The sequence below is a fragment of the Oceanisphaera ostreae genome (assembly GCF_042676125.1).
Classification (GTDB): Bacteria; Pseudomonadota; Gammaproteobacteria; order Enterobacterales; family Aeromonadaceae; genus Oceanimonas; species Oceanimonas ostreae.
Genome location: NZ_JBHTJS010000025.1, coordinates 110,612 through 133,177 on the forward strand (window position 1 = coordinate 110,612; position 22,566 = coordinate 133,177).

General features: G+C 48.5%; 21 protein-coding genes. 11 read left to right on the forward strand and 10 right to left on the reverse strand.

The annotated features are described in order from the left end of the window. Window positions 1-374: 374 nt before the first annotated feature. Together gap and ACFQ1C_RS06570 are read right to left on the reverse strand one after the other, a co-directional pair. Complete coding sequence (gene gap / locus ACFQ1C_RS06565; protein ID WP_379557793.1) at window positions 375-1,370, reverse strand: type I glyceraldehyde-3-phosphate dehydrogenase; 996 nt, start codon at window positions 1,368-1,370, stop codon at window positions 375-377. Between the two features lie 118 nt (window positions 1,371-1,488). Then, window positions 1,489-2,292: a DUF2989 domain-containing protein gene (locus tag ACFQ1C_RS06570; protein ID WP_379557794.1), complete on the reverse strand. Its 804-nt coding sequence runs from the start codon at window positions 2,290-2,292 to the stop codon at window positions 1,489-1,491. 157 nt (window positions 2,293-2,449) lie between these two features. Between ACFQ1C_RS06570 and ACFQ1C_RS06575 the strand changes: the two genes are divergently transcribed. Further along, entirely contained in the window at window positions 2,450-3,880 is a 1,431-nt protein-coding gene (locus tag ACFQ1C_RS06575) for a glyceraldehyde-3-phosphate dehydrogenase (protein ID WP_379557795.1), read from the forward strand. A 137-nt stretch (window positions 3,881-4,017) separates the two neighbouring features. Next, complete coding sequence (locus tag ACFQ1C_RS06580) at window positions 4,018-4,296, forward strand: YeaC family protein (protein ID WP_379557796.1); 279 nt, start codon at window positions 4,018-4,020, stop codon at window positions 4,294-4,296. Between the two features lie 176 nt (window positions 4,297-4,472). On the opposite strand, the gene ACFQ1C_RS06585 is transcribed toward ACFQ1C_RS06580, so the two are convergent. Continuing rightward, window positions 4,473-4,694, reverse strand: coding sequence for a hypothetical protein (locus ACFQ1C_RS06585; protein ID WP_379557797.1), 222 nt, complete (start codon window positions 4,692-4,694; stop codon window positions 4,473-4,475). 271 nt (window positions 4,695-4,965) lie between these two features. Here ACFQ1C_RS06585 and ACFQ1C_RS06590 point away from each other — a divergent pair, with 271 nt between their 5' ends. Together ACFQ1C_RS06590 and ACFQ1C_RS06595 are read left to right on the forward strand one after the other, a co-directional pair. Further along, window positions 4,966-6,078, forward strand: a complete 1,113-nt coding sequence (locus ACFQ1C_RS06590; protein WP_379557798.1) for an efflux RND transporter periplasmic adaptor subunit — start codon at window positions 4,966-4,968, stop codon at window positions 6,076-6,078. Next, a complete protein-coding gene (locus tag ACFQ1C_RS06595) occupies window positions 6,075-9,131 on the forward strand; it encodes an efflux RND transporter permease subunit (RefSeq protein WP_379557799.1) in 3,057 nt (1,018 codons plus the stop codon). The genes ACFQ1C_RS06590 and ACFQ1C_RS06595 overlap by 4 nt, the downstream gene beginning before the upstream one ends. Before the next feature lie 414 nt (window positions 9,132-9,545). Here ACFQ1C_RS06595 and ACFQ1C_RS06600 read toward each other — a convergent pair whose 3' ends face one another. Further along, window positions 9,546-10,586: a PLP-dependent cysteine synthase family protein gene (locus tag ACFQ1C_RS06600; protein WP_379557800.1), complete on the reverse strand. Its 1,041-nt coding sequence runs from the start codon at window positions 10,584-10,586 to the stop codon at window positions 9,546-9,548. A 140-nt stretch (window positions 10,587-10,726) separates the two neighbouring features. On the opposite strand from ACFQ1C_RS06600, the gene ACFQ1C_RS06605 reads away from it, so the two are divergent. Both ACFQ1C_RS06605 and ACFQ1C_RS06610 read left to right on the forward strand, forming a co-directional pair. Then, complete coding sequence (locus tag ACFQ1C_RS06605; RefSeq protein ID WP_379557801.1) at window positions 10,727-11,179, forward strand: Lrp/AsnC family transcriptional regulator; 453 nt, start codon at window positions 10,727-10,729, stop codon at window positions 11,177-11,179. A 555-nt stretch (window positions 11,180-11,734) separates the two neighbouring features. After that, complete coding sequence (locus tag ACFQ1C_RS06610) at window positions 11,735-12,757, forward strand: bile acid:sodium symporter family protein (protein WP_379557802.1); 1,023 nt, start codon at window positions 11,735-11,737, stop codon at window positions 12,755-12,757. On the opposite strand, the gene ACFQ1C_RS06615 is transcribed toward ACFQ1C_RS06610, so the two are convergent. Further along, window positions 12,719-13,882, reverse strand: coding sequence for a Na/Pi symporter (locus ACFQ1C_RS06615; protein ID WP_379557803.1), 1,164 nt, complete (start codon window positions 13,880-13,882; stop codon window positions 12,719-12,721). The genes ACFQ1C_RS06610 and ACFQ1C_RS06615 overlap by 39 nt on opposite strands. Before the next feature lie 1,021 nt (window positions 13,883-14,903). Between ACFQ1C_RS06615 and osmY the strand changes: the two genes are divergently transcribed. The 4 genes from osmY (at window position 14,904) to cobO (ending at window position 17,510) form a co-directional block, all read left to right on the forward strand. Beyond that, window positions 14,904-15,626, forward strand: coding sequence for a molecular chaperone OsmY (osmY, locus tag ACFQ1C_RS06620; RefSeq protein WP_379557804.1), 723 nt, complete (start codon window positions 14,904-14,906; stop codon window positions 15,624-15,626). Between the two features lie 154 nt (window positions 15,627-15,780). Beyond that, a complete protein-coding gene (locus ACFQ1C_RS06625) occupies window positions 15,781-15,942 on the forward strand; it encodes a DUF1328 domain-containing protein (RefSeq protein ID WP_379557805.1) in 162 nt (53 codons plus the stop codon). 107 nt (window positions 15,943-16,049) lie between these two features. After that, window positions 16,050-16,847: a CLCA_X family protein gene (locus tag ACFQ1C_RS06630; RefSeq protein ID WP_379557806.1), complete on the forward strand. Its 798-nt coding sequence runs from the start codon at window positions 16,050-16,052 to the stop codon at window positions 16,845-16,847. 39 nt (window positions 16,848-16,886) lie between these two features. Beyond that, the gene (gene cobO, locus ACFQ1C_RS06635) at window positions 16,887-17,510 is read left to right on the forward strand and encodes a cob(I)yrinic acid a,c-diamide adenosyltransferase (RefSeq protein ID WP_379557807.1); all 624 of its coding nucleotides are present in this window, start codon (window positions 16,887-16,889) and stop codon (window positions 17,508-17,510) included. Window positions 17,511-17,643: 133 nt separating this feature from the next. Here cobO and ACFQ1C_RS06640 read toward each other — a convergent pair whose 3' ends face one another. Next, a complete protein-coding gene (locus ACFQ1C_RS06640; RefSeq protein ID WP_379557808.1) occupies window positions 17,644-18,288 on the reverse strand; it encodes a LysE family translocator in 645 nt (214 codons plus the stop codon). A gap of 240 nt (window positions 18,289-18,528) precedes the next feature. On the opposite strand from ACFQ1C_RS06640, the gene ACFQ1C_RS06645 reads away from it, so the two are divergent. Then, window positions 18,529-19,314 (forward strand): class I SAM-dependent DNA methyltransferase, encoded by a 786-nt coding sequence (locus ACFQ1C_RS06645; protein WP_379557809.1) that lies wholly within the window; start codon window positions 18,529-18,531, stop codon window positions 19,312-19,314. Window positions 19,315-19,677: 363 nt separating this feature from the next. Here the strand turns inward: ACFQ1C_RS06645 and ACFQ1C_RS06650 are convergent, their stop codons facing one another. From ACFQ1C_RS06650 to ACFQ1C_RS06665, 4 genes are all read right to left on the reverse strand, one after another. After that, window positions 19,678-20,028: a hypothetical protein gene (locus ACFQ1C_RS06650; RefSeq protein WP_379557810.1), complete on the reverse strand. Its 351-nt coding sequence runs from the start codon at window positions 20,026-20,028 to the stop codon at window positions 19,678-19,680. Window positions 20,029-20,106: 78 nt separating this feature from the next. Then, window positions 20,107-21,234: an ISAs1 family transposase gene (locus tag ACFQ1C_RS06655; RefSeq protein ID WP_379557811.1), complete on the reverse strand. Its 1,128-nt coding sequence runs from the start codon at window positions 21,232-21,234 to the stop codon at window positions 20,107-20,109. 79 nt (window positions 21,235-21,313) lie between these two features. Further along, window positions 21,314-21,568, reverse strand: coding sequence for a hypothetical protein (locus tag ACFQ1C_RS06660; RefSeq protein WP_379557812.1), 255 nt, complete (start codon window positions 21,566-21,568; stop codon window positions 21,314-21,316). Window positions 21,569-22,040: 472 nt separating this feature from the next. Continuing rightward, window positions 22,041-22,415: a hypothetical protein gene (locus ACFQ1C_RS06665; RefSeq protein WP_379557813.1), complete on the reverse strand. Its 375-nt coding sequence runs from the start codon at window positions 22,413-22,415 to the stop codon at window positions 22,041-22,043. Window positions 22,416-22,566 lie beyond the last annotated feature (151 nt).

Below are 22,566 nucleotides of genomic sequence, written 5' to 3' on the forward strand. Positions count from 1 at the left end.
ATCTCTGATATCAGGTCAGCAAGCCACCAACTCATGGCGGCCGAATCCAACATTTTACTATGCCAACGATTGAATATCGAGACTAGTATTTGGCGCTCAGCAGCAAGCTAAAGATAAACACGGTGTATTGTTGAGCTGGGTGGAAGGTGAAGAGGGAGGTAGGGCTTAAAAGATAAATCTAAAGCTCTGTTTGCCACGGAATACACGGAAGAAGAGCTAACAAGGATATTTATTGTAAGGGCTTAACCCATCAATCACTTTTATCTTGATTATTTTTCCGTGTCCTTCCGTGTATTCCGTGGCGAGAGAGTCTTTGGTCTCGGTCTTTTGTTGAGCTGGGCGCCGGGCGCTTGGTGCTCGGCGCTATTAGTTAGTTACTTCGAGATGTGTGCGATCAAGTCTAGGGTTTTGTGTGAGTAGCCCATTTCGTTATCGTACCAAGCCACTAACTTTACGAAGTTCTCGTTAAGGGCGATGCCCGCACCGGCATCAAATACACAGGTGCAGGTTTCACCTAAAAAGTCAGTCGATACCACGGAATCTTCGGTATAGCCCATAATGCCTTTCATCTCGCCTTCTGCGGCTGCCTTAATCGTGGCACAAATCTCTGCATAGCTGGCGGACTTTTCTAACCGTACCGTTAAGTCGACGACAGACACATTGGGCGTAGGTACGCGAAACGACATGCCGGTTAACTTGCCATTCAGTTCAGGGATCACCTTACCCACGGCCTTGGCTGCACCGGTAGAGGAGGGGATGATGTTTTGGCTGGCACCACGGCCACCACGCCAATCCTTTTGTGAAGGACCATCAACGGTATTTTGAGTCGCGGTAATTGAATGCACCGTGGTCATTAAGCCCTCGACGATGCCAAAATTATCATTAATAACCTTGGCCAGCGGTGCTAAGCAGTTAGTGGTGCAGGAGGCATTAGAAACAATATCTTCACCGGCATAGGTGTGCTGGTTTACGCCCATTACAAACATCGGCGTCGCGTCTTTAGATGGACCGGTAAGCACCACTTTTTTAGCACCCGCTTGAATGTGCAGACGAGCCTTTTCATCGGTCATAAAAATGCCGGTGGCTTCTGCTACTACATCGACATTGACCGCACTCCAGTTAAGGTTGGCTGGGTCGCGCTCAGCGGTCACCCGCACCGACTTGCCATTCACCATTAATTGTCCGTCTTCTACCTGCACATCGCCTTGAAAACGGCCATGAGTAGAGTCATATTTCAACATGTAGGCCATATAATCAACATCTTGCAAGTCGTTAATGGCCACTATTTCCATGTCGTTACGCTCGCATGCGGCACGAAACATCAATCGACCGATACGACCAAAACCGTTAATAGCTACCTTAATTTTCATGTTTGTACTCTATGCTGAAATATATCAAAGTGAATACAGACTAACGTTACAAAAAAAACATAAACCGTCAATCTGATTGTAAGCCAATCCCACATAACATTGTGCAAGATCAGTTAATTCACTCGATGCTGGGCGCTTGAAATTTTCCCTGTGTCAATTGCTTAAAAATATGTTCTACCTGCTGCTGCATTTCTTGCTGCTGTGCCGCATCAAATGTTGAATAGACATCGAGGCGGGCTAACTCAATATTTTCTTCATGATTCAATTTACTCAATACCCGAGACCAAAGCCAAACCTCTTGATAGCGCTGCTGGCGAATATACAAAGTGAGTAAGTTGGCAATAATATTACTGTCTAGCGTGTCACCTTTCTCATAGAGGCTTAGCGCGTAAAGCAACTTCTGCTCAGCCGCGGCACTATCACGAATCATCAATAATTTAGCTAAGGTATTTTGCAAGTCTGGCGTTTGCATTTCAGCTCTATCTGCGAGCTTAATAAATCTGGCTTTAGCCCTTTGGCTTCCTTCATGTTGCCAGTGCCATAACAGCAAATAAGGATAATCTGAATCTACGGTGTCTGCGGCCAGTTGTGTCATGGCTTCTTGTGCATGAAATACTGCATCCACCTTATCGGTTTTACGTTCTTTACGTTGAGTGTATTCAATAGCCAGTAGTGGGTCTAAACAGCCATGATATTCTTTTAATGTAGTGAGCAAATCGTAATTATTGGGATCACTTGGCTGGGTTGCTTGCAGCTTACGTGCACGGATAAGCGCTGTGCGCTCAAAGCGACACCAGCTGTCTGCGTGTAATTCTTGACAAAATTGAGGAGTGTCTTCACAAACATTAATGATGCGATCTCGGTCACAGGCTGCTAAAAAGAGAGGGGCGAGTAGCATCAAAAAAGCATGCTTGATGTTCATTTGAGAACCTTGTTGGCTGTCCTTAGTCTAGTAATCATACCCTCTATCAACTAAAATAGGCGCACTTAAAATAGAGCTAAGCGGTATTTATCGGTTCGTTTAAACACCATACCTGCTTCAGTACTCATGATAGTTACCCGAAAAAAGGATCCGGTCGATGACCCACGAGAGTTACCTGTCCGCCTGGCAACAAAGCCAGGAGCTGGCGGAGTCTATGCAGCCCCTGATTGGAAAATTGTACCGTGATCAGGGCGTGGAAATTTGCGTCCATGCGCGTCCACTGTTAAATGCCTCTACCATTGAGATTATCAAGGCTCACCGTGTAGTAAGTCGCCACGAAGGCAAGGCACTGTTAGTCAGTCAGAGTCACCCGGTGTTGAAAGCACTGAGTGAACTTGATTTGGCACCGGCCAGCATCGATTTAGGTAAATTATCGGTACGCTACTGGCAGACTCACCAAGACGAATCTGGCTTGGTTGATTTCTTGCGTAACGAACTGGCACCGGCTCTTGATACAGACCATAACAGCCAGCCTACCGATGTGGTGTTATATGGTTTTGGCCGTATTGGTCGTTTATTAGCTCGTCTGCTAATTGAGCGTTCGGGTGGTAATCACGGCCTACGCTTACGTGGCATCGTGGTACGTGGCTCGTCAGACGACCTAGAAAAGCGCGCCAGCTTGCTGCGCCGCGACTCGGTACATGGCCCGTTTAATGGTTCCATTGAAGTAGACATGGAAAACCATGCCATTATTGCTAACGGCACTTATATTCAGGTGATTTACGCCAATAGCCCCACCGAGATTGATTACACTCAATACGGTATTAACGATGCGTTAATCGTTGATAACACAGGTATTTGGCGCGATGAAGAAGGCTTAGGTCAGCATCTTAAAGCCAAGGGTGCGGCTAAAGTACTGCTAACGGCTCCAGGTAAAGGCGATATTAAAAACATCGTGTTTGGTGTAAACGACAACATGATTTTATCAGAAGATTTGATCATATCGGCGGCGTCTTGTACTACTAACGCCATCACTCCGGTGTTAAAAGCGGTAAGTGATAAATACGGCATTAAGAATGGCCACGTTGAAACTGTGCATTCTTACACCAACGACCAAAACCTAATTGATAACTTCCATAAAGGTGATCGTCGGGGCCGTAGTGCGGCGCTAAACATGGTGTTAACCAGCACCGGTGCGGCCTCTGCCGTGGCTAAGGCACTACCTGAATTGAAAAATAAGTTGACCGGTAATGCGATTCGCGTGCCGACACCTAACGTGTCTATGGCGGTGATTAATCTGAATTTAGATAAGCCGACCAACGCCGACGAGCTAAACGAGTACCTGCTAACCATGTCGCTGGACTCACCTTTGCACCAGCAAATTGATTTCAGCACCAGCAGCGAATTAGTATCAACCGACATGGTTGGTTCTCGTTTTGCCGGTATTGTTGACTCGCTGGCAACCATTGCTATAGACGATCGTGCTGTACTGTATGTATGGTATGACAACGAGTTTGGTTACAGCTGTCAGGTTGTACGAGTCATGCAAAAAATGGCCGGGATTGAGCTGATAGACTTGCCTCAGTAACGGCTAGCATAAGGCACCGTAATGATGCCGTTAGTGTGTACGAAGGGCGGCCATGGGCTGCCCTTTTTTATGGCTGCGGCGCTCGCATCAATACTTATAGCGGTACTCATTTAGAAGCTACCGACAGGAGAAACAAGATGTCATCATTTCAGCAAGCTATTGCCAACATGCCAGAAGATGTTTATTTACGTTTAAAAACGGCGGTTGAATTAGGCAAGTGGCCAGACGGCTCTGTGCTGACGACAGAGCAAAAAGAAAACAGCATGCAGGCGGTGTTGTTATGGCAGGCACTGCACAATGATAACCCCGAGCACATGACCATAGGCAAAGGCGGAGAGCTCGTTATAAAAACTAAATCTGAACTGCGCCGCCAGTTTAGTGATGAAGTAGAAATCACCCGCCAAAAGCTAGACTAACTGCTTTCAAGTGAGTGGTGAAAGGTGCGGGGAAATAAAGCGCTCAGCACATGATATCTCTGTCATGTGCTGGTAGAAGGAGACTATCCCTGCCGCCTCTTTCTTAGGCTTAGAGTCGTCGGCAGACGACATTTGCAGATGACAGAGGATGTCTGCTCTGCTGGCAACTCCGTGCCCTAAACCAGCGGTTGGCCCATTTTGTCTTGCGCAATTAAACGTACCACATACGCCAGCTTAAACAGCGCGGCACTAATTACCAAGGTGATGTGCATAAACACCGTCATGCCCAACGATACTTTCTCTTCTTGAAGATAAGCAATACTCAAGGCGGCACAGGCCACCACTAAAAATATCACCATTGAGATGTTAGCAAGACGCAATAGACGATGATGAGTCATAATATGCACTCCAAATGCTAGTTATGTATATCCTATGCTTACCTGACTATTTGGTCAATAAAAAACCACCGTTAAAGTGAGCTGTTTTGCTCTGATTTAGATCATAAAACATAGCTATACGCCTTACGCGATACGCCTTAAGTTAAAGGCGAGTGCGGTCTCTCTTTACGTACGTATGGCGTACAACGTACAGCTGATCACTTATGGCTGTTTCAGTTTCGGGGAAGTTGCTATGCTGAGTCTCTACTCTATTTGATATGGAACGTCATTCATGGCAGTAAACAGAGCAAAACAGTGGCTCACTCGGCATAAAAAGTGGGGCGGAGTGTTACTGGTATTGTTAGTACTGCTATTTTGGCTATGGCGTGGCGAACTGTATCAAGCTCAAGACGCAGACTCGGCGGCGCCCGTTACCGAGTCTGGTCAAACAAAAGAGGCTGAACGCTTCTATGTTGAAGTGCGCCAATTTCACGCCGAGCCTTATCAAGCCCGCGTGCTGCTGCAAGGGCAGCTGATGCCTGCACACAGCTTGGTATTGCGCGCTCAAGTGAGTGGTACCTTGCTTAAGCGGCCGGAATTAGGCCAGCAAACAGCTGCTGATGAAGTACTCATTACTCTCAGCGACGATGGTCGCAAGGCAGGCTTAACTCAAGCCAAAGCGGATGTTGTTTTACGCCAAGCAGAAGTGAATGCCGCCACTCGGCTACGTCGCAGCCAACATCTATCTGAAACCGATTACCTATCAGTAAAGGCGGCCGCAGCCGCCAGCAAAGCCGCATTGGCCCGTGCTCAGCTGGCGCTAGTGCATACGCAGATCACCGCGCCTTTTGCCGGCAGCATAGATGCCTTGCCGGTAGAAGAGGGCAGCTTCGTGCAAGCCGGTGACGAGCTGCTAACGCTGGTCGATGCCTCCTCCCTTAAGTTATCTGCCACCGTACCCCAGCAACAGGTGGCCGACTTAACCGTGGGCTTGCCGGTAACGGCGGTATTGCTGGACGGGCGAGAATTATCTGGTCAGCTTAGCTTTATTGCTCAAGCCGCCGATCAACAAACCCGCAGCTATGCACTGGAAGCCAAGCTGGATAACTCAGACGGTTGGCGGGTAGCTGGAGCCAGTGCCGGTTTGCATATTCAACTGCCAGCGCAACCAGCCTATCGGCTGTCGCCTGCGCTGCTGGCGCTGGATGATAACGGTCGACTGGCCGTAAAGGTCGTTGATGACCAAAACCGCATGCAACGGGTAGCGATTAATTTGCTGAGCATTACCCCAGATGAAGCATGGATCAGTGGATTAGCGGATTCGGCGCGTATTATTACGCGGGGCGCAGGCTTTGTAAGCGAAGGCGAACACGTCAATATTCGTCAGCAGGAGCCTAAGCTATGAGGGGGCTGATTAGTGCGGCTGTGTATCGCAGCCGTGCCACGTTAATGGCGTTTGTGTTTTTGCTACTCGGCGGCTACGGCGCTTATCAAGCGATCCCTAAAGAAGCCAATCCCGATGTCACCATTCCCATGATGTATGTCTCTATGGGATTAGAGGGCATTAGCCCAGAAGATGCCGAGCGTTTGCTGGTGCGGCCCATGGAGCAAGAGCTGCGCACGTTAGCGGGGGTAAAAAAAATGACTTCCACCGCCGGCGAGGGCCATGCCTCGGTGATGCTGGAATTTGATGCCGGCTTTGATCCTAAGCAGGCGCTGCAGGATGTACGCGAAAAAGTAGACTCCACCCGTAGCAAACTCCCCCAAGAAGTGGACGAACCCGTGGTTCACGAAATTAACGTGTCGTTATTTCCGGTGTTGTCGGTGGCGTTATCGGGCCCCTTGTCTGAAGCCGAGTTGGTGATGATAGCGCGGCGGCTAAAAGATGAAATTGAAGGCATTGCCGAAGTGCTGGAAGTGGACATCGGCGGCGACCGCGAAGACGTATTAGAGATTTTGGTCGACCCGCAAGTGCTCGACAGTTACGGCATCGATTACACCCAGCTGTTTAACCTGGTCTCGCGCAATAATCGACTGGTGGCCGCCGGTAGTTTAGACACGGGGGCGGGCCGATTGGCCATTAAGGTGCCCGGCATTATCGAGAACCTAGACGATGTCATGGGCATGCCGATCAAGGTTGATGGCGATAAGGTGGTGACCTTTGGCGATGTGGCAACTTTGCGCCGTACCTTTAAAGATCCCGCCGGTTTTGCCCGCATTAACGACCAGCCCGGCGTGGTGTTGGAAGTCAGTAAACGGGCCGGTGCCAATATCATTGACACTATTGAGCAGGTTAAAAAGTTGCTGGCAGAGGCGGTACCTTTGCTACCCGATGGTGTGGCCATTGATTACATTATGGATCAGTCCACTCAAGTAGAAAGCATGTTGTCGGACTTGCTGAATAACGTACTCACCGCCGTGGTGTTAGTGCTGATTTTAATTTTGCTTACTATGGGGTTGCGCTCGGCGGTGATGGTGGGGTTGACCATTCCCGGCGCCTTTTTGTCCGGTATTCTGATCATCTGGGCCATTGGCTTTACCATGAATATTATCGTGCTGTTCGCGCTGATTTTGGTGGCGGGTATGCTGGTGGACGGTGCCATTGTGGTATCGGAACTAGCAGATCGAAATTTGCATGAAGGGCAACCACCTAAACAGGCGTGGATTAACGCCGCCGATCGCATGAGTTGGCCGGTGATTGCCTCCACCATTACTACGCTTGCGGTGTTTGCGCCGCTGTTGTTTTGGCCCGGCGTAGTGGGGGAGTTTATGAAATACCTGCCGGCCACGGTGATCATCTGTCTGCTGGCATCCCTCGCCATGGCGCTGGTATTTTTACCGACCATGGGTGGACTGACACGCCAGCAGGCAGCGAAAACGCCGGTTAAGGTGCTGGGTTTAACGCAATACCGCGCCTTGTTAAGCCGCTTACTACAGCGCCCCGGGTTAACCCTAATCGGCACGCTGGTGATTATTGGTTTGGTGTACGCCGGTTATGCTCGCTTTAATCACGGGGTGGAGTTCTTTCCCTCTATTGAGCCCGACAGTGCTCAGCTGCAGGTACGCGCTCGAGGCGATTTGTCGGTGTATGAAAAAGACACCATTTTGCAAGAAGTAGAACAGCGCCTGCAGAGTTTGACCGAAGTAAAAGCATTGTATGCCCGCAGTTTTGCCCTGGCCGATAATCAAATGGGCAGCGACGTGATTGGCGTGCTGCAATTTCAGTTTGTGGACTGGCATCAACGCCGTCCCGCCAACGCCATTAAAGACACCATGCTGGCGCTAACGGCGGATATTCCCGGTATTATTCTCGACTTTCGCCAGCAGCAAATGGGCCCAGGTGGCGGTAAGCCGGTTGAGCTCAGGCTCAATGGTCAGAGCGAGGCGAGTGTGACTCAGGCTACCGAGCTGTTACGTGGAGCTATGGCGGAGTTGGGTGGGTTTATCGACATTGAAGACGATCGCAGCCTGCCCGGCATCGAATGGCGACTCACGGTCGACCGAGAAGCTGCCGCCCGCTTGGGGGCTGATGTGCTGAGTGTGGGTAATGCGGTGCAGTTAGTTACCAACGGCTTAAAGCTGGCCAGCTATCGGCCAGAAGACGCCACAGATGAAGTCGATATTCGGGTACGGGTGCCGGCTAATTTTCGCTCGGTTGATCAGTTATCTCGGCTAACGCTTAACACCCAGCGTGGCCAAGTACCCTTGAGTCACTTTGTTACTCTTAGCTCCGCCCCTAAAGTGGGTACCCTGCATCGAGTAGACGGCAAACGTACTATTACCATCAAGGCCGATATCGGAGAAGGCTATCGGTTAGATGAACGTTTAAGCGCACTGCGCGAGCAAGTCACCAGCCTGCCCGAGGGCGTGAACTTGGTGGTAGCAGGGGAGGATGCCGATCAACGCGAAGCGGGGCAGTTTTTGATAAGTGCTTTTGCTGTGGCCATTCTTATGATGACCCTGATTTTAGTGACGCAGTTTAATAGTCTCTACCAAACCGCCTTGGTATTGTCGGCGATTGTGTTCTCTACTGCCGGGGTCTTGATAGGGCTGCTGCTGAACGGTCAGTCGTTTGGCATCGTGATGGTGGGCATGGGCATTATTGCCTTGGCGGGCATAGTGGTGAACAACAACATTGTATTAATCGATACCTTTAATCAGCTACGCGCCGATGGCATGACTCCCACTGAAGCGGCATTAGAAACCGGCTGTTTACGCTTAAGGCCAGTATTACTCACGGCGATTACCACCGTATTGGGCTTAATGCCCATGGTGTTGGGCGTTAACGTCGATTTGCTCGGACCCAGCCTCGGCATAGGCGCGCCCTCTACCCAGTGGTGGACCCAGCTGTCGAGTGCCATCGCCGGCGGCCTCACCTTTGCCACCTTACTCACCTTGCTACTCACCCCCTGCATGCTGGTACTGCGGCCAGGGCGCGCCGTGAAGAGTAAAGGGTGAAGGAAAAACACCGAATTTACAGATTCGGTGTTTTTCGGGTAATTATGCTTTGCAGTCATCCTGACGAACGTCAGGATCTTGATGAGATTAGAACGTCATCTGCACAAAGATGCTGAATCAAGTTCAGCATGACGATCTCACATCGCGTTCTGACCATATCCAAGACTTAAAAACCTAATATTTGCCACGGAATCCACAGAACCCACGGAAAAATAGTAATCAAATCTGAAAGTGAACTTTATGGTAAGAGCCAAACACAAGTACATCACAGGAGGGGGCTCTTACCCATCAAAGATTTTTAGGCTCTTGTCGCACGTGAACTACGTCAGTGGGTTCCGTGGATTCCGTGGCGAGAAAATCTTTTTAGTTTGGTGTTTTTCTTACAGCTGAAAGCTTACCGCTGACGGCTGTGTCTTAACCAAATACCGCTAATTGCTCGCGATAGGGTGTTAAATCGCCGATGTGCTCGGCTACCCACTCAGGGTTGTAGTAAGTGTCTAGGTAGCGTTCGCCGCCATCACACATTAAGGTGACCAGAGAGCCGCGTTCGCCGTTTTCTTGCATGCGTTTGGCTAGCTGTAACACACCCCACAAGTTAGTGCCGGTTGAGCCGCCGGCCTTGCGACCAAAAATATGCTCTAACCAGTGAATGGTGGCGATGCTGGCGGCGTCTGGCACCTTGATCATCTCATCGATCACTTCGGGTAAAAACGAGGCTTCTACCCGGGGTCTGCCTATGCCTTCTATACGGCCACCGGCCTGGCTTATCAAGCTGGCATCGCCGCTTTGATAGCTGTCATAAAACACCGAGTTTTCCGGGTCGACTACCACCAGCTTGGTATCCAACCCTAAATAGCGGCTGTAACGACCCAGAGTGGCAGAGGTGCCGCCGGTGCCGGCGCTCATTACAATGGCGTGCGGAATCGGGTGGGGCTCTTGGGCAAGTTGCTGAAAAATACTCTCGGCAATATTGTTGTTGCCTCGCCAGTCGGTGGCGCGCTCGGCAAAGGTAAACTGGTCCATGTAATGGCCATTACTTTCCAGCGCTAGCCGCTCGGCCTCGGCATAGACTTGCGCTCCGTGATCCACAAAGTGGCAATTACCCCCTAAGCGTTTTACTTGCTCTACCTTTTTGCAGGTAGTGTGGCGCGGCATCACGGCGGTAAAAGGCAAGCCTAATAGCTTGGCAAAATAGGCTTCCGACACGGCAGTGCTGCCTGAAGAAGCCTCAACGACGTGGGTGCCTTCATTCACTTTTCCGCTGCAAATAGCGTGTAAAAATAAAGATCGCGCCAAACGATGTTTAAGACTGCCAGTAGGATGCGTACTTTCGTCTTTCAGATAAATATCTATACCGCTAAGGCCCGGTATATCAAGCAAATACAGGTGAGTATCAGAGGTGCGTAGTTGATCGCTAGACAAGGTTTTAAGGGCGGTGCGAGTCCAATTGTTCATGGTAAAATCCGGCGCTATAGGCATAAGAGAAATGAGTGGATATGAGAATTATATCCCCTATTAACCAGTAAGTTTTTGCTATTTATCTACCTTAAATGCTATTTTTTAGTAAATATTTCTAACTTTGTGAGGTTTTGTAGGTGGATGTTTTCGATAGGCAAATTCTCGCACTATTACAACAAGATGCCACACTGTCGCTAAAAGACATTGCCGAGGCGGTTAATCTGTCCAGCACGCCCTGTTGGAAGCGAGTAAAAAAGTTGGAAGCAGCGGGGCTTATCCGAAGCCGAGTGGCGCTGTTAGATGCCGATAAGTTAGGGTTAGGGCTGTCTGTTTTTGTACAGCTTAAAACTCAGCATCACGATAACCAGTGGCTGGCGCAATTTGCTAACACCGTTACCGACTTTGAAGAGGTGGTCGAGTTTTACCGTATGTCTGGTGAGTGGGACTATATGCTAAGAGTCGTGGTGGCCGATATCGCCGCGTTTGACCGATTTTATAAGAAATTGATCGCCAGCACTTCTGGGCTATCGGACATTACCTCGAGCTTTGCCATGGAGCAGATCAAATACACCACGGCCCTACCGCTTTAAACGCCTAGCTGAGTACTAATACCAATCCCACTAAACAAATGGTCTGATTTTATTTCATGTAAAGGTCGAACAAAGGGTCTACTCCACCGACACGCTGCGGATTAATGACACTCACGGCTTCAGCCTACTGCGAACATTCACGGGATGTTCGCAGTAGGCTGAAGCCACTCGTCACGGCGAGACAAGCTCGCCCCCCTGTGCGCTCAATGGCATGTGTAGCTTACATGGATGTACTCGTAGCGTGTCATGGGAGGCGGCTGCGTTACCTCTGACGATCCGACCCAACGCCTGACCAAATACTTAACGTGATTGGTATAAAATGTTGCTGTGGTTGGCAATAATCTGGATGTCTGGCCAAATAGCGACAGCCCAATATGCCGTACCCCTTACGCGGCAAACGTAACTGCAGGTAACGATGTTGGTCTTTAACTGACGGCGTACCGCGTAAGTCGTATAGCTGCTCTTGCCCTTTAGCGACATCACTGGTTCGAATGGCGTGAACAGCCAGTCAACTTTAGGGTACAGTCATGGCCTAAGCTTAATTGGAGACTCCTGATGTTGGGTTATTTACGCCTACTATTTGATAACTTCACCTTAATTCTATTGGCAGTGGTCGCCACGGCCACCCTGTTACCCGCGCAAGGTCAGGGGGCCGAGCTGTTTCATTGGCTGACCGTTGCCGCCATTGCCCTGCTGTTTTTCATGCACGGCGCCAAGTTGTCCCGCCAAGCCATTATTGCTGGCGCTACCCATTGGCGACTACACCTGCTGGTATTCGGCTGTACCTTTGTCATGTTTCCCATACTCGGGCTATTAGCCAAGCCGGTGTTACTGCCCTTGCTGGGTGACAAGCTATATATGGGGGTGTTGTTCTTGTGCGTGTTGCCCGGCACGGTGCAATCTGCCATTGCCTTTACCTCCCTAGCGGGGGGCAACGTACCGGCGGCGGTATGCAGTGCCTCGGCCTCCAGTATTCTGGGCATTATTCTTACTCCCTTGCTGGTGGCCTTGTTAATGCAGGTGGATGCCAGTGAAGGAGCGTCGCCATTGCACTCTATTGGCGCCATCAGCATGCAGCTATTACTGCCCTTTGTGCTGGGGCACAGCATGCGCCCGTTGATCGGCCGCTGGGTAGACAAGTACAAAAAGCCGCTAAGCCGACTGGATCAAACCTCTATTTTGCTGGTGGTATATACGGCGTTGAGTGCCTCGGTAGTCGAAGGCCTGTGGCATACGATATCGCCCATGGCTCTAACCATATTAACGCTGGTGTGTTGCGTGCTATTGGCCGTGGTGCTGTTTTTAACCGGCTGGTTGGGGCGCCGTCTTGGCTTTAGTCGTGAAGATCAGATCACCATTGTGTTTGGTGGTTCTAAAAAAAGCATGGCCACCGGAGTGCCGATGGCGCAGGTATTATTTGCCGGGACGCTGCTGGGCCCGGCCTTGCTACCGCTGATAATTTTTCACCAAATCCAGCTCATGGTGTGTGCAGTGATGGCACAGCACTACGCCCGTCAGGGGGAAGATATCAGGTTAAACTCAGAACAACTGGCTAACACCGACCAACAGCAGCGGTAAGGCGAAGAATACGCCGCCGATATAGGCGGCCACATAGGCCTTATTACGCTGGGCCAGAGTAGCCAGGGTTTCGGCCATGTGCACCGGCACCTGGCGCAGGAAGGGCAGCACATAGATAAGTACAATCGCCAGCAGGTTGAACAGCAGATGCACCAAGGCAATTTGCAGGGCGACCATTGCTGCGGCACCGCTGATGGCGGTGGCGGCCAGCAGAGCGGTGATGGTGGTGCCGATATTGCTGCCCAGCAGGAAAGGATACACCTGCTTCAGAGAAAACACCCCGGTGCCAGCCAGAGGCACGATCAGCGAGCTGGTGGTGGAAGATGACTGCACCAGCACGGTGACTAAGGTGCCCGAGGCCATGCCCGAGACAGGGCCGCGACCTACGGCGGTGTGCAGTATGTTCATGGCTCGCCCCACCATCAGGGTGCGCAGCACCTTGCCAATTTGGGTTACCACCATCAGGATCAGGCCGATGCCAATTAGGATCAGCGCCACACCGGACCAGATACCGGGCAGCCAGGCCACGCTGGCCTTCAGCAGGTCGGAGGCAGGAGAGAGCAGCACCTTCATGAAGTTCATGCCGCTCATGCTGACGCTGGCGTCGCTAACTAGTAGGCCGGCAAGGTACTCGGAGGCTGTGGCCAGAGGGCGAAACAGTAATTCTAGCGGTAGCAGTAGGGCCACGGCCAGAATGTTGAAGCTGTCGTGTATGGTGGCGGCGGAAAAGGCCCGTTTGAACTCGTTGCCATCGCGAATATGGCCGAGGCTGACCAGAGTGCTGGTGAGTGAGGTGCCGATGTTGGCCCCCATTATCATGGGAATAGCGATGGCAATGGGCAGGCCACCGGCGACCATACCCACGATAATGGAAGAGACGGTGCTGGAGCTCTGAATAAGCGCGGTAGCCACCACGCCGACTATCAGCGCGATAATCGGGTTGGAAGCAAAGGCAAACAGCTCTTTGGCATTACTGCCGGCGGCGGCCTTAAAGCCGGAGCCGATAGCGCCCACGGCGACCAGCAGTACATAAATCAACAGCGATACTAGCAGCCACGACAGCCAGTTGGACTGTGCATTACTGTTATTTGCGGAGCCGGGAAGGGCGGTAGTTTGAAGGCTCATTATGCATCCTCATCTTAACGTTGGCGCCACTATGCCCAGCCTTTGTGACGGTTGTATTACAATGCGACAGTTTTATGACAAAGTGCCTCATGTGGGTCTTTATTTATCGCGAAAGAGCGATATTCGGGTCATAAATGTGGTCTGACGGCATTGATACCTTTACCGCAATAAACGTAGGGTGACTTTTAGCAGGCGGCCGAACGGCACTGCTCGTTTATCTGGTCACTCTTTAAAGCTGAAGCTAAAGTCACTCGTTGCTAAGTAATGCCGCATAACTTATGTGGTGGATTCTGTAGATAGCTTCGGCTTACTTTAAAGCTAAAGACTTATTCGCAACGGAATCCACGGAACCCACGGAAAAATAAAGATAAAATCAGAATAAAACCTGTTAATGGTGAAGCGTAAAGAGTGAAGAGGACAACCTAACTGACGCCATCTGACTTCTGTTTACTTTACCAATAAGATATTTTGGACTTTTTCGTTCTTATCTCAGCTTAATTTTTCCGTGTTCTTCCGTGGGTTCCGTTGCAAAAAATTATTGGTGTAAGGCCTTTAAGAGGCAGCAGTAAGCCTGATCTATGTTTCCACATCTGTTACGCCGAACTACTTATGCGTGATTACTTATATAAAATAGATAGCCAGTCAGAATATATTAATAGAAACTTGACATATCAGATCCTAAATAATGTTAAAGACGGACAAAACCTGACGCTTATATTATGTGTATTTGGAAGGTATATTATTTCAGTGATGTTTATATATGGACATTACATTTGCAGGTTGTTGTTATTATTGATGTAAGTTGCTGATATTACTTATTTTTTGTTTGTAGCCTATTTTATATTATACGGGTTTGACGATTTCAGCCTAAAATTAAATTTACATTTTTATTATTTTTAGGGTTGAAGTTGTTTTCGTCTTACGCTAGAAATAAAAGGGCAGGAAGCGAAAAGTTCTAATTTTTCGTTTCAATTACAATGTTATAAACCCATTGTTCAAACCGCAACATAAGGAAAGAAAAATGAAAAATACTAAATTTTCATATTCGATGATGGCTGTTGTGTTGAGCTCCGCTTTGGCCAGCGGCGGTGTACTTGCGGAAGATACTATGTCGGATAAAGCCAGCATGATGTCGACCAAAGCTGAGAATGCGGCCGAGCGGACGGGTGATAAACTGGATCATGCTGCCGACAAGGCGGGGAACGCCGTCGATAATACCGTCGACAAGGCCGATAATCTAGCCGAGCTTACTGGTGATAAGGTCGAGCGCGCTGCCGAAAAAACCGGTGACTTTATGAACGACAGCCTGATCACCACCAAAGTGAAAGCTGAGCTGTTGGGTGATGACGCAGTAGAAAGCGGTGATATATCAGTAGAAACTGAAAATGGCGTGGTCACACTCTCGGGCTTTGTTGTTAGCCAAGAAAATGCAATGTATGCCATAGAAGTCACAGAAAAAGTAGAAGGTGTGCAGTCGGTAAGCGACAAGCTTAAGGTGAAAGGCGATGACGAGCAGTCGCTAAAAGAATATGCCGACGACACTATGATCACCAGTGCCGTTAAAGCCAAGTTACTCACCGATGACAAAGTACCTTCATTGGGAGTATCAGTTGAAACTCAAGACGGCGTCGTGCAACTGACTGGCGAAGTGGAAAGTGCGGCTCAGTCAACGCAAGCAGAAAATATTACCAAAGGGGTTGATGGCGTGAAAAGCGTTAAAAACGACCTAACAATTAAACAGTAAATGAACTTCGCGTAACCTCGTGTTTAATACCATAATAATTGCTATGGCTTTTGCATTAAGCCGCAAGGGTCATAGTAAGCACCGTAGAATAACCATCGTTTGCTAGGGTAATAAAGTCGATGGCATGAGTTTCCACTATAGTAAGGAGCAGTTTATGTTTCGTTGGGGCATTATATTTTTAGTAATTGCACTCATTGCCGGGGCCTTGGGCTTTGGGGGCATGGCGGGAACGGCTGCATGGGCGGCAAAACTGGTCTTTGTAGTTGGTATCATCATCTTCATTATCAGTTTGATCAGTGGGCGAAAATCACCCTAAGATAGAACTCCTAGAGTAAGCAGAGTTCGCACTTTACCTCGCTACCAAGGCTGTTAAACTGACTGTGTAAACAAACAGCATAGCGCGGCGCCAAGGTAGCAGTGAACATGACAAACGACACAGATAATAGCGAGACTCAGTCTCGCTATTATCGTAATGGGCCCAATCATGCGGCAGGCCTGCACATCGACTTTGTGCAGGTTAGACGACGCTTCGATTTTTGCAGCATTGAAATTGGCCGCTGGGTTACCCGAGCCGAGCGCGATCGTGCGGCGGGTCTTTTTTTTGATGCGCTGTGCGATCTCATGCTGATCTTACAGGGCCCCGAAGCCCTTATCTCACTACGCGGCAGCTTGTCATTGCAATATGGCATTGGCGGTCGACCTGGCGTTTCGGCGCACTATAATCCCGCCACGCGCAGCTTTTCACTGGCTAAAAACGCCGGGCCGGGCAGCATTGCCCACGAATGGTTTCATGCCTTTGACCATTATATAGCCAGAAAAACCATCGCTCATTCAGGCTCGCGCACCTTTGCTTCTCGCGCTTGGCTAGACAATGCGCCAATTATCGAACATCCGTTGAACGATCTGCTGTTTGACTGTTTTCATGCCATTATGCTTGATGCTAGCGGCACTCAACCCAGCTCCTTATTTACGGCCTCAGCTGCCGCCGACCGCCAACTCAATACCCTGTATTATAGCCAGCCCGAAGAGCTGTGCGCCCGCGCCTTTGAAGCCTTTGTGCAAGACGCCGCCATTAAAAACGGCTTCTTAGTAAAAGGCACTAAGGCCACCAAAGAAGCCGAACTGGGTTTATACCCTGAAGGCGCGCAACGCCAGCAAATTAACGCCGCCTTTAACCGCTATTTTCGCACCTTGGGTAGCGCACTTATCCACCAAGGTTAAGCAGCCACTCTTTTATCCTAAAAAGCATTAAGGAACATCATGAGCGATAACAACGACACAAACCGCGAACAGGTAAAAGCCGAACGTCATCAGCAACGCCAGCAAAAAGTGAAAGAAGCGGTCGATGCCAAAGTGGCCAGCGCCCAAGACGAGCGGGGCGTGCTTATGGTGATCACCGGCAACGGCAAAGGTAAAAGCACCGCCGGCTTTGGTACCGTTACCCGAGCGGTAGGGCACGGCAAAAGTGCCGCCGTAGTGCAGTTTATTAAAGGTGGTTGGGAATGCGGCGAGCGTAACTTACTGCAAAAAGTCGGCGTGCCGTTTGTGGTGATGAACACCGGCTTTACTTGGGATACCCAAGACCGCGAGCAAGACATGATTGCCTGCGAACAAACTTGGTTACCCGCCGAAAAAATGCTCGCTGACCCCAGCATCGACATTGTACTGTTAGATGAGCTGACCTATATGGTGGCCTACCATTATTTGGATTTAGACCGCGTGCTCAGCGCACTTAAAAATCGGCCAAGCCACCAGCATGTGATCATCACCGGCCGCGGCTGTCACCGCAGCATTATTGAGTTGGCCGACACCGTCAGCGAAGTACAGTCAGTGAAACACGCCTTTGAAGCCGGCGTAAAAGCGCAGGTAGGGTTTGATTACTAACATAGATCTTTAAGGTGTTTTTGCAACGGAATCCACGGAACGCACGGAAAAATTAAGCAGAGATAAGGTCGAAAAGGTCCAAAAAATCTTATTGTTAAGCGCAAGATATAGCACCCTGAGTAGCTAGGCGCTATTACGTTTCATTTATGCCGGTAGAGACTGCAAGAGCACCACCTAGTACGATAAAAACACTGCCTACAGTACGGTTAACTCGGTTTATATTACTCGCTTTAGATAGCCAAGGGCTTATCTTTGAGCCAAGCCCTGTGTACATAAACATAGAGGCACAATCGATAACAAACCAAGTGCTCGCGAGTATTAGATATTGCTCTAGCGGTGGTAATTCAGCACTCATAAAACTAGGAAATAAAGCGATAAAAAACAAAATATCTTTCGGATTACTAATGCCGACCATAAATCCTTTTCGAAATAGTGAGTAGCATGAGTAACTTATCTGTTTAATGTTACTGTTCGCCGTGTTTTCTATTTTAGTGCCATCTTCATTCCAAGCGCTCCAACCTAAATAGATCAAATAGAGGGCACCCGTAATTTTTACAATAAAAAACAGTGTCTCAGATGCGACTAAAATCGCCCCAAGTCCAACCGCTGAAATGGTCATTAACACCAGGGCGGCAATGGCTCCACCAAGAATGGTCGGTAGGGTTCTCTTACTACCAAATTTAAAGCCATCAGATATACATAATAAAGCGGAAGGGCCAGGGCTTAATATCAAGATGCTAATCACACTTATGTAAAGTAACCATGTACTGAACGCCATACATACCTCATTTTTTATATCAAACTAACTAAGTAGCGGATTAACGACACTCACGGCTGCAACCTACTGCGAGGCTTCACTGGATGTTCGTTTGGGCCGCAGCCACTCGTTACGGCGAGGCAAGCTCGCCCTATGTGATGGTCGGTGGAAAACCTCTTTATCCAACCCTATGTTACAGAGCCGTCAGTGGGCGCGCTTTACAGCTAACTCTACTTCGCAAAGTCTGAGGTTTCGTATACTATGCGCCACCCCAAACGCTTCGGCTCATACTATCAGGCTAACATGTCCGCCAACGCACTCTATACCGACCTTTCTGGTTATTACGATTTAATGTGTGCCGATATCAACTATCAATCTCAAAGCCACGGCATTCGCCGGCTACACCAGATTTTTGGTGGTGACGGTAAAACACATCTTGATTTGGCCTGTGGCACGGGCCCACATGTACGTCACTTTATTGATCTTGGCTATCAAAGTATGGGGCTGGATATTAATCAGCCGATGCTGAACAGGGCCAGCATTCGTTGCCCAGAAGCGCAGTTTTCATTACAAAACATGAGTGAGTTCAGCGTGGCTGAACCCTTGGATTTAATCACGTGCTTCTTGTATTCCATCCATTACAACGATGGTCTTGAAAAGTTAAAAGCCTGTATCGCCAGCGTGCACGCCGCGTTAAAAACGGACGGCATTTTCTGTTTTAACGTGGTAGATAAAAACAAAATAAATAACGACTTATTTGTGCAGCATAACGCCCAGCAAGATGGTGACTCATTCACTTTTCGTTCGGGCTGGAATTACGGTGGCGAAGGCGACAAACAGTCACTAAAACTGAGCATCGAAAAAACCAATGCCGCAGCAACGCAAATATGGAATGACGAACACCCCATGGTCGCGTTCAGCTTTAGTGAGTTGCTAGAAACCCTAAAACCTTACTTCGACGTTCATGTTTTTGAACATGACTACGAAAAAATCATCCCCTGGGACCAGACCTCAGGCAATGCCATCTTCACCTGCGTGAAGATCTAACTAGCGATTTGTATCATTCACTGGTGAGCTGAGCAGGTGCAATGCAAACTCATCCCCTCTAATACAAACAGACTAAATACCTGATCTATTTAGCTACTATGTAAAGACCGAATGAAGGGTCTCCTCCACCGACACGCTGCAAGCACGCTCCCTGTGGCGCTCAAACACATGACGTCCCTGTCATGTGATGGTCGGTGGAGGAGATCCCTTCATCCGGCCCTATGCTGCGGAGTCGCCGGTGAGTAAGACCTACAGATAATTCTGATGCCTCTAGTATCCTCCTTGATACGCTGGAGATTTTACTGGCATTGAAGACAGTTTACTTACAATATAAAAACTAACATGGGTGTCTCGTTAAGAATTTTAACATTTTCTTTTAATTAGAATACAGGCTGATCCCCAAGCATTGTCCTTAATTTCTTCGTGAATATCAGATTTGTGTAGACTTAGATCAAACTGGTTTGGAAAAATGCTATTAATTTTATCGAAAATTCGGTCTATTTTATCAGCCACTTTTTCTATAGCAGATTTTCTTGTTCCTGAAAAAGCTGAATCATAAAATGCAAAAATACCAAACTGGAGGGATGACTCGTGACTATTCTTTTTCAAAAAACTACAAATTCTTTTGATGTCATTCTCATATTGAGAAAAAGAGAAAATTTGATTTTTTATTTCAATAATAGCTCTCGGTGATCCATTAGCCCACCATAGCAAAATGTCTACCCTACCTTTCTCTCTTATATCTTTAGATAGCCTTCCTCTGCCCCTTGCTCAGGGCGAACGCATGAGTGTTTAATTTTTAGCCATCGAGGATATACCGGCTATTAACACCTTCTCAAGATGCTCTGTTTTCATCCAGCATCGTCTCTGTTTACCTGCAATGCTGAGCTTGGTTGGCTCTGCTCTGAGCATATTTAACGACATGTGCCGTAAGCACGCCAAGTTTTCAGCCGCATTGTCTTTGTAAATTTGGCAAGCATCTTCCTGCATGCTGACATCGAGCACCCAATGCATGGATTCAATGGCCCAATGTTCACGAGCGGCCTTGGCTACTTGCTCTGCAGTCATCTTTTTTGAACTGATGTAATAGCGATATCCAAGTTGTACTGACTTACCTTTTTCGGTGCGATAACTTTCAACCATGGCGATGGTGTTCAGCTCTGCCCAGCGCGAGAAGTCACCGTCCAATACCTCGGCATTCAGTACGTAACAACGCCGAGACTCGACACGGCCATGGTGTATTTCGGTCTCTAACTTATTGCCTTCTAAATCAGCAGTACGTTGAGCGCTGAAGGCGTTTTGAACCGCTTTGGATAGCGTGCTTTGATTGCCTTTGACAGCCAGAAAATAGTCACCACCTTGAGCCACAATCGTCTTAGCTATCTTGGTCTGGCACGCTATCGCATCAATAGACACTAGGGCGCCACGCAGGTCGAGCATTCTCAGTAGCTCTGGAATGGCGGTGATTTCGTTGCTCTTGCTGTCCGTTTTTAGCTGACCCAGCACCAGCTTATTCGCTGAGGAGTACGCACTGACCATATGAATAGTGGCGTTACGATCTTCTCGACTGTAGGAACCGCGTAATGTCTTGCCATCAATGGCTACTAACTCACCATCGGTGAGTTGATGTACTGACTGCATCCATTGTAAAAAGCACTCTCGAAACAGCTCTGGTTTGATGCTCGATATAATGCGAGCAATAGTGTCGTCTGCAGGCACGCCCCCTTCGAACATGCCTTGCTCGACAAACCATTCGTGCTGTCCCAGAAGGTATTCGCGGATATCAAACCACCCCTTGGCGCCTGCAATAACAGCGCACAGCGTTCCGAATAGCACATCGAATAAGGGATAGGTTACTTTTGCGCTTTGCCGTGTGTCTTCAACAGGCTGGAAATGGGCTTTAAAGGTCTCGATGTGCATGGAGTTCTCCCTAAAAGGGAGTATAAGATCATAATCAATATATCTCGTCAACTAGAGCGCTATTCAGAACTCAAGTTGCTCAAAAAACGTTCACGATCTCGCCCTGGCCCCTTGCTCCTGCATCTTCAAGCGTTTTTGTTGAGCCATTTTCTAGTGTAATAAATTTTGAACCCTCAATTTCCGAAATGTTTTTAGCTACAGTTGAGCAAATAAGGTATTCAGGTGCTTCCCATAACCATGAACCGCCAGACCATTCTTGGTAGTTTTTTTGAGAGTCTTCAAAACCACTAAGAATTGCATTGATTACAGATGGAATGGAGATTTGTTTTGACATTTAATTTCTCTTTTATAATATTGCATTAAGCTGACTAAAATTGTTGAGGCTCGAAACATAGCCAACTATTTAGTTTCGTTTAAGCGCCTTGTGTACGCCCAGCATGGGCATGAACTAATGAGGTGAAAGTCCTCTGTAGGAAGGTCACCATCTTTAGCGATTTATAATCGATATTAGATGCGAACTACTAGCAAATGGCAAGGGCAGCTCCGCAAGGGTCTGTCTGAAGGAAGCCGGACGCCGCAGTTGCCTGCGTTATTACCAGCAAAGGCCCATGGCGCAGCTCTAAAATTCCGGGGATTAATCAAGCATTATTGAATGCTTATCTAAAATCTCAGGGGCTGTATGAGTTACGCGATGGTTGGATTAAGCTTCCCCATTGCCCTGTGCGGAGCAGCCGGCCCGACGCCTCGGCGCAGGGTGTTGTGGGGGCTGAGGGTTAGAAACCTTCGGCTACCCGATTATGCGTGTCTTATAAACAGAAAACCTTTTCTACCCATTCATCTTTTTCAAATGGACCATGAATTGATTTAAAGCAACCTTTGCTTTCTTCAATGTTTCGATCCAAATCAGTTGCTACCCAATCGACAGTGCAAATAACTTTATCTGTATCTAAAATCACACCTTTAACCACGCCAAGATGAAATATTTTTATGCCTGTTTGACCGCCACCTTTCATACGTTTGATTGCGATTCTATCACCAGCTTTAATTTGTGATGCTTTTTTATATTGTGCTGGTTGATCATTTTCTTTCCAGCCAAGCATCCATATTCCTTGCTCAATGAATTTTTTATCTTGATGCTCAGTTCCACCCCATGATGCACCAACTACCCAATAATGATTCATTACTACTCCGTTGTTTGATGATGAAAATACATAACGCCGCGCTTTGCGGCAAATTTGAAGCTTTGCGGAAAATTTGTCCAGCAACGTAAGCGCCCTTAAATCAGCACTTTAGCGCTTAAATACACATTTCACGAGCACGTTAGCTTAACTT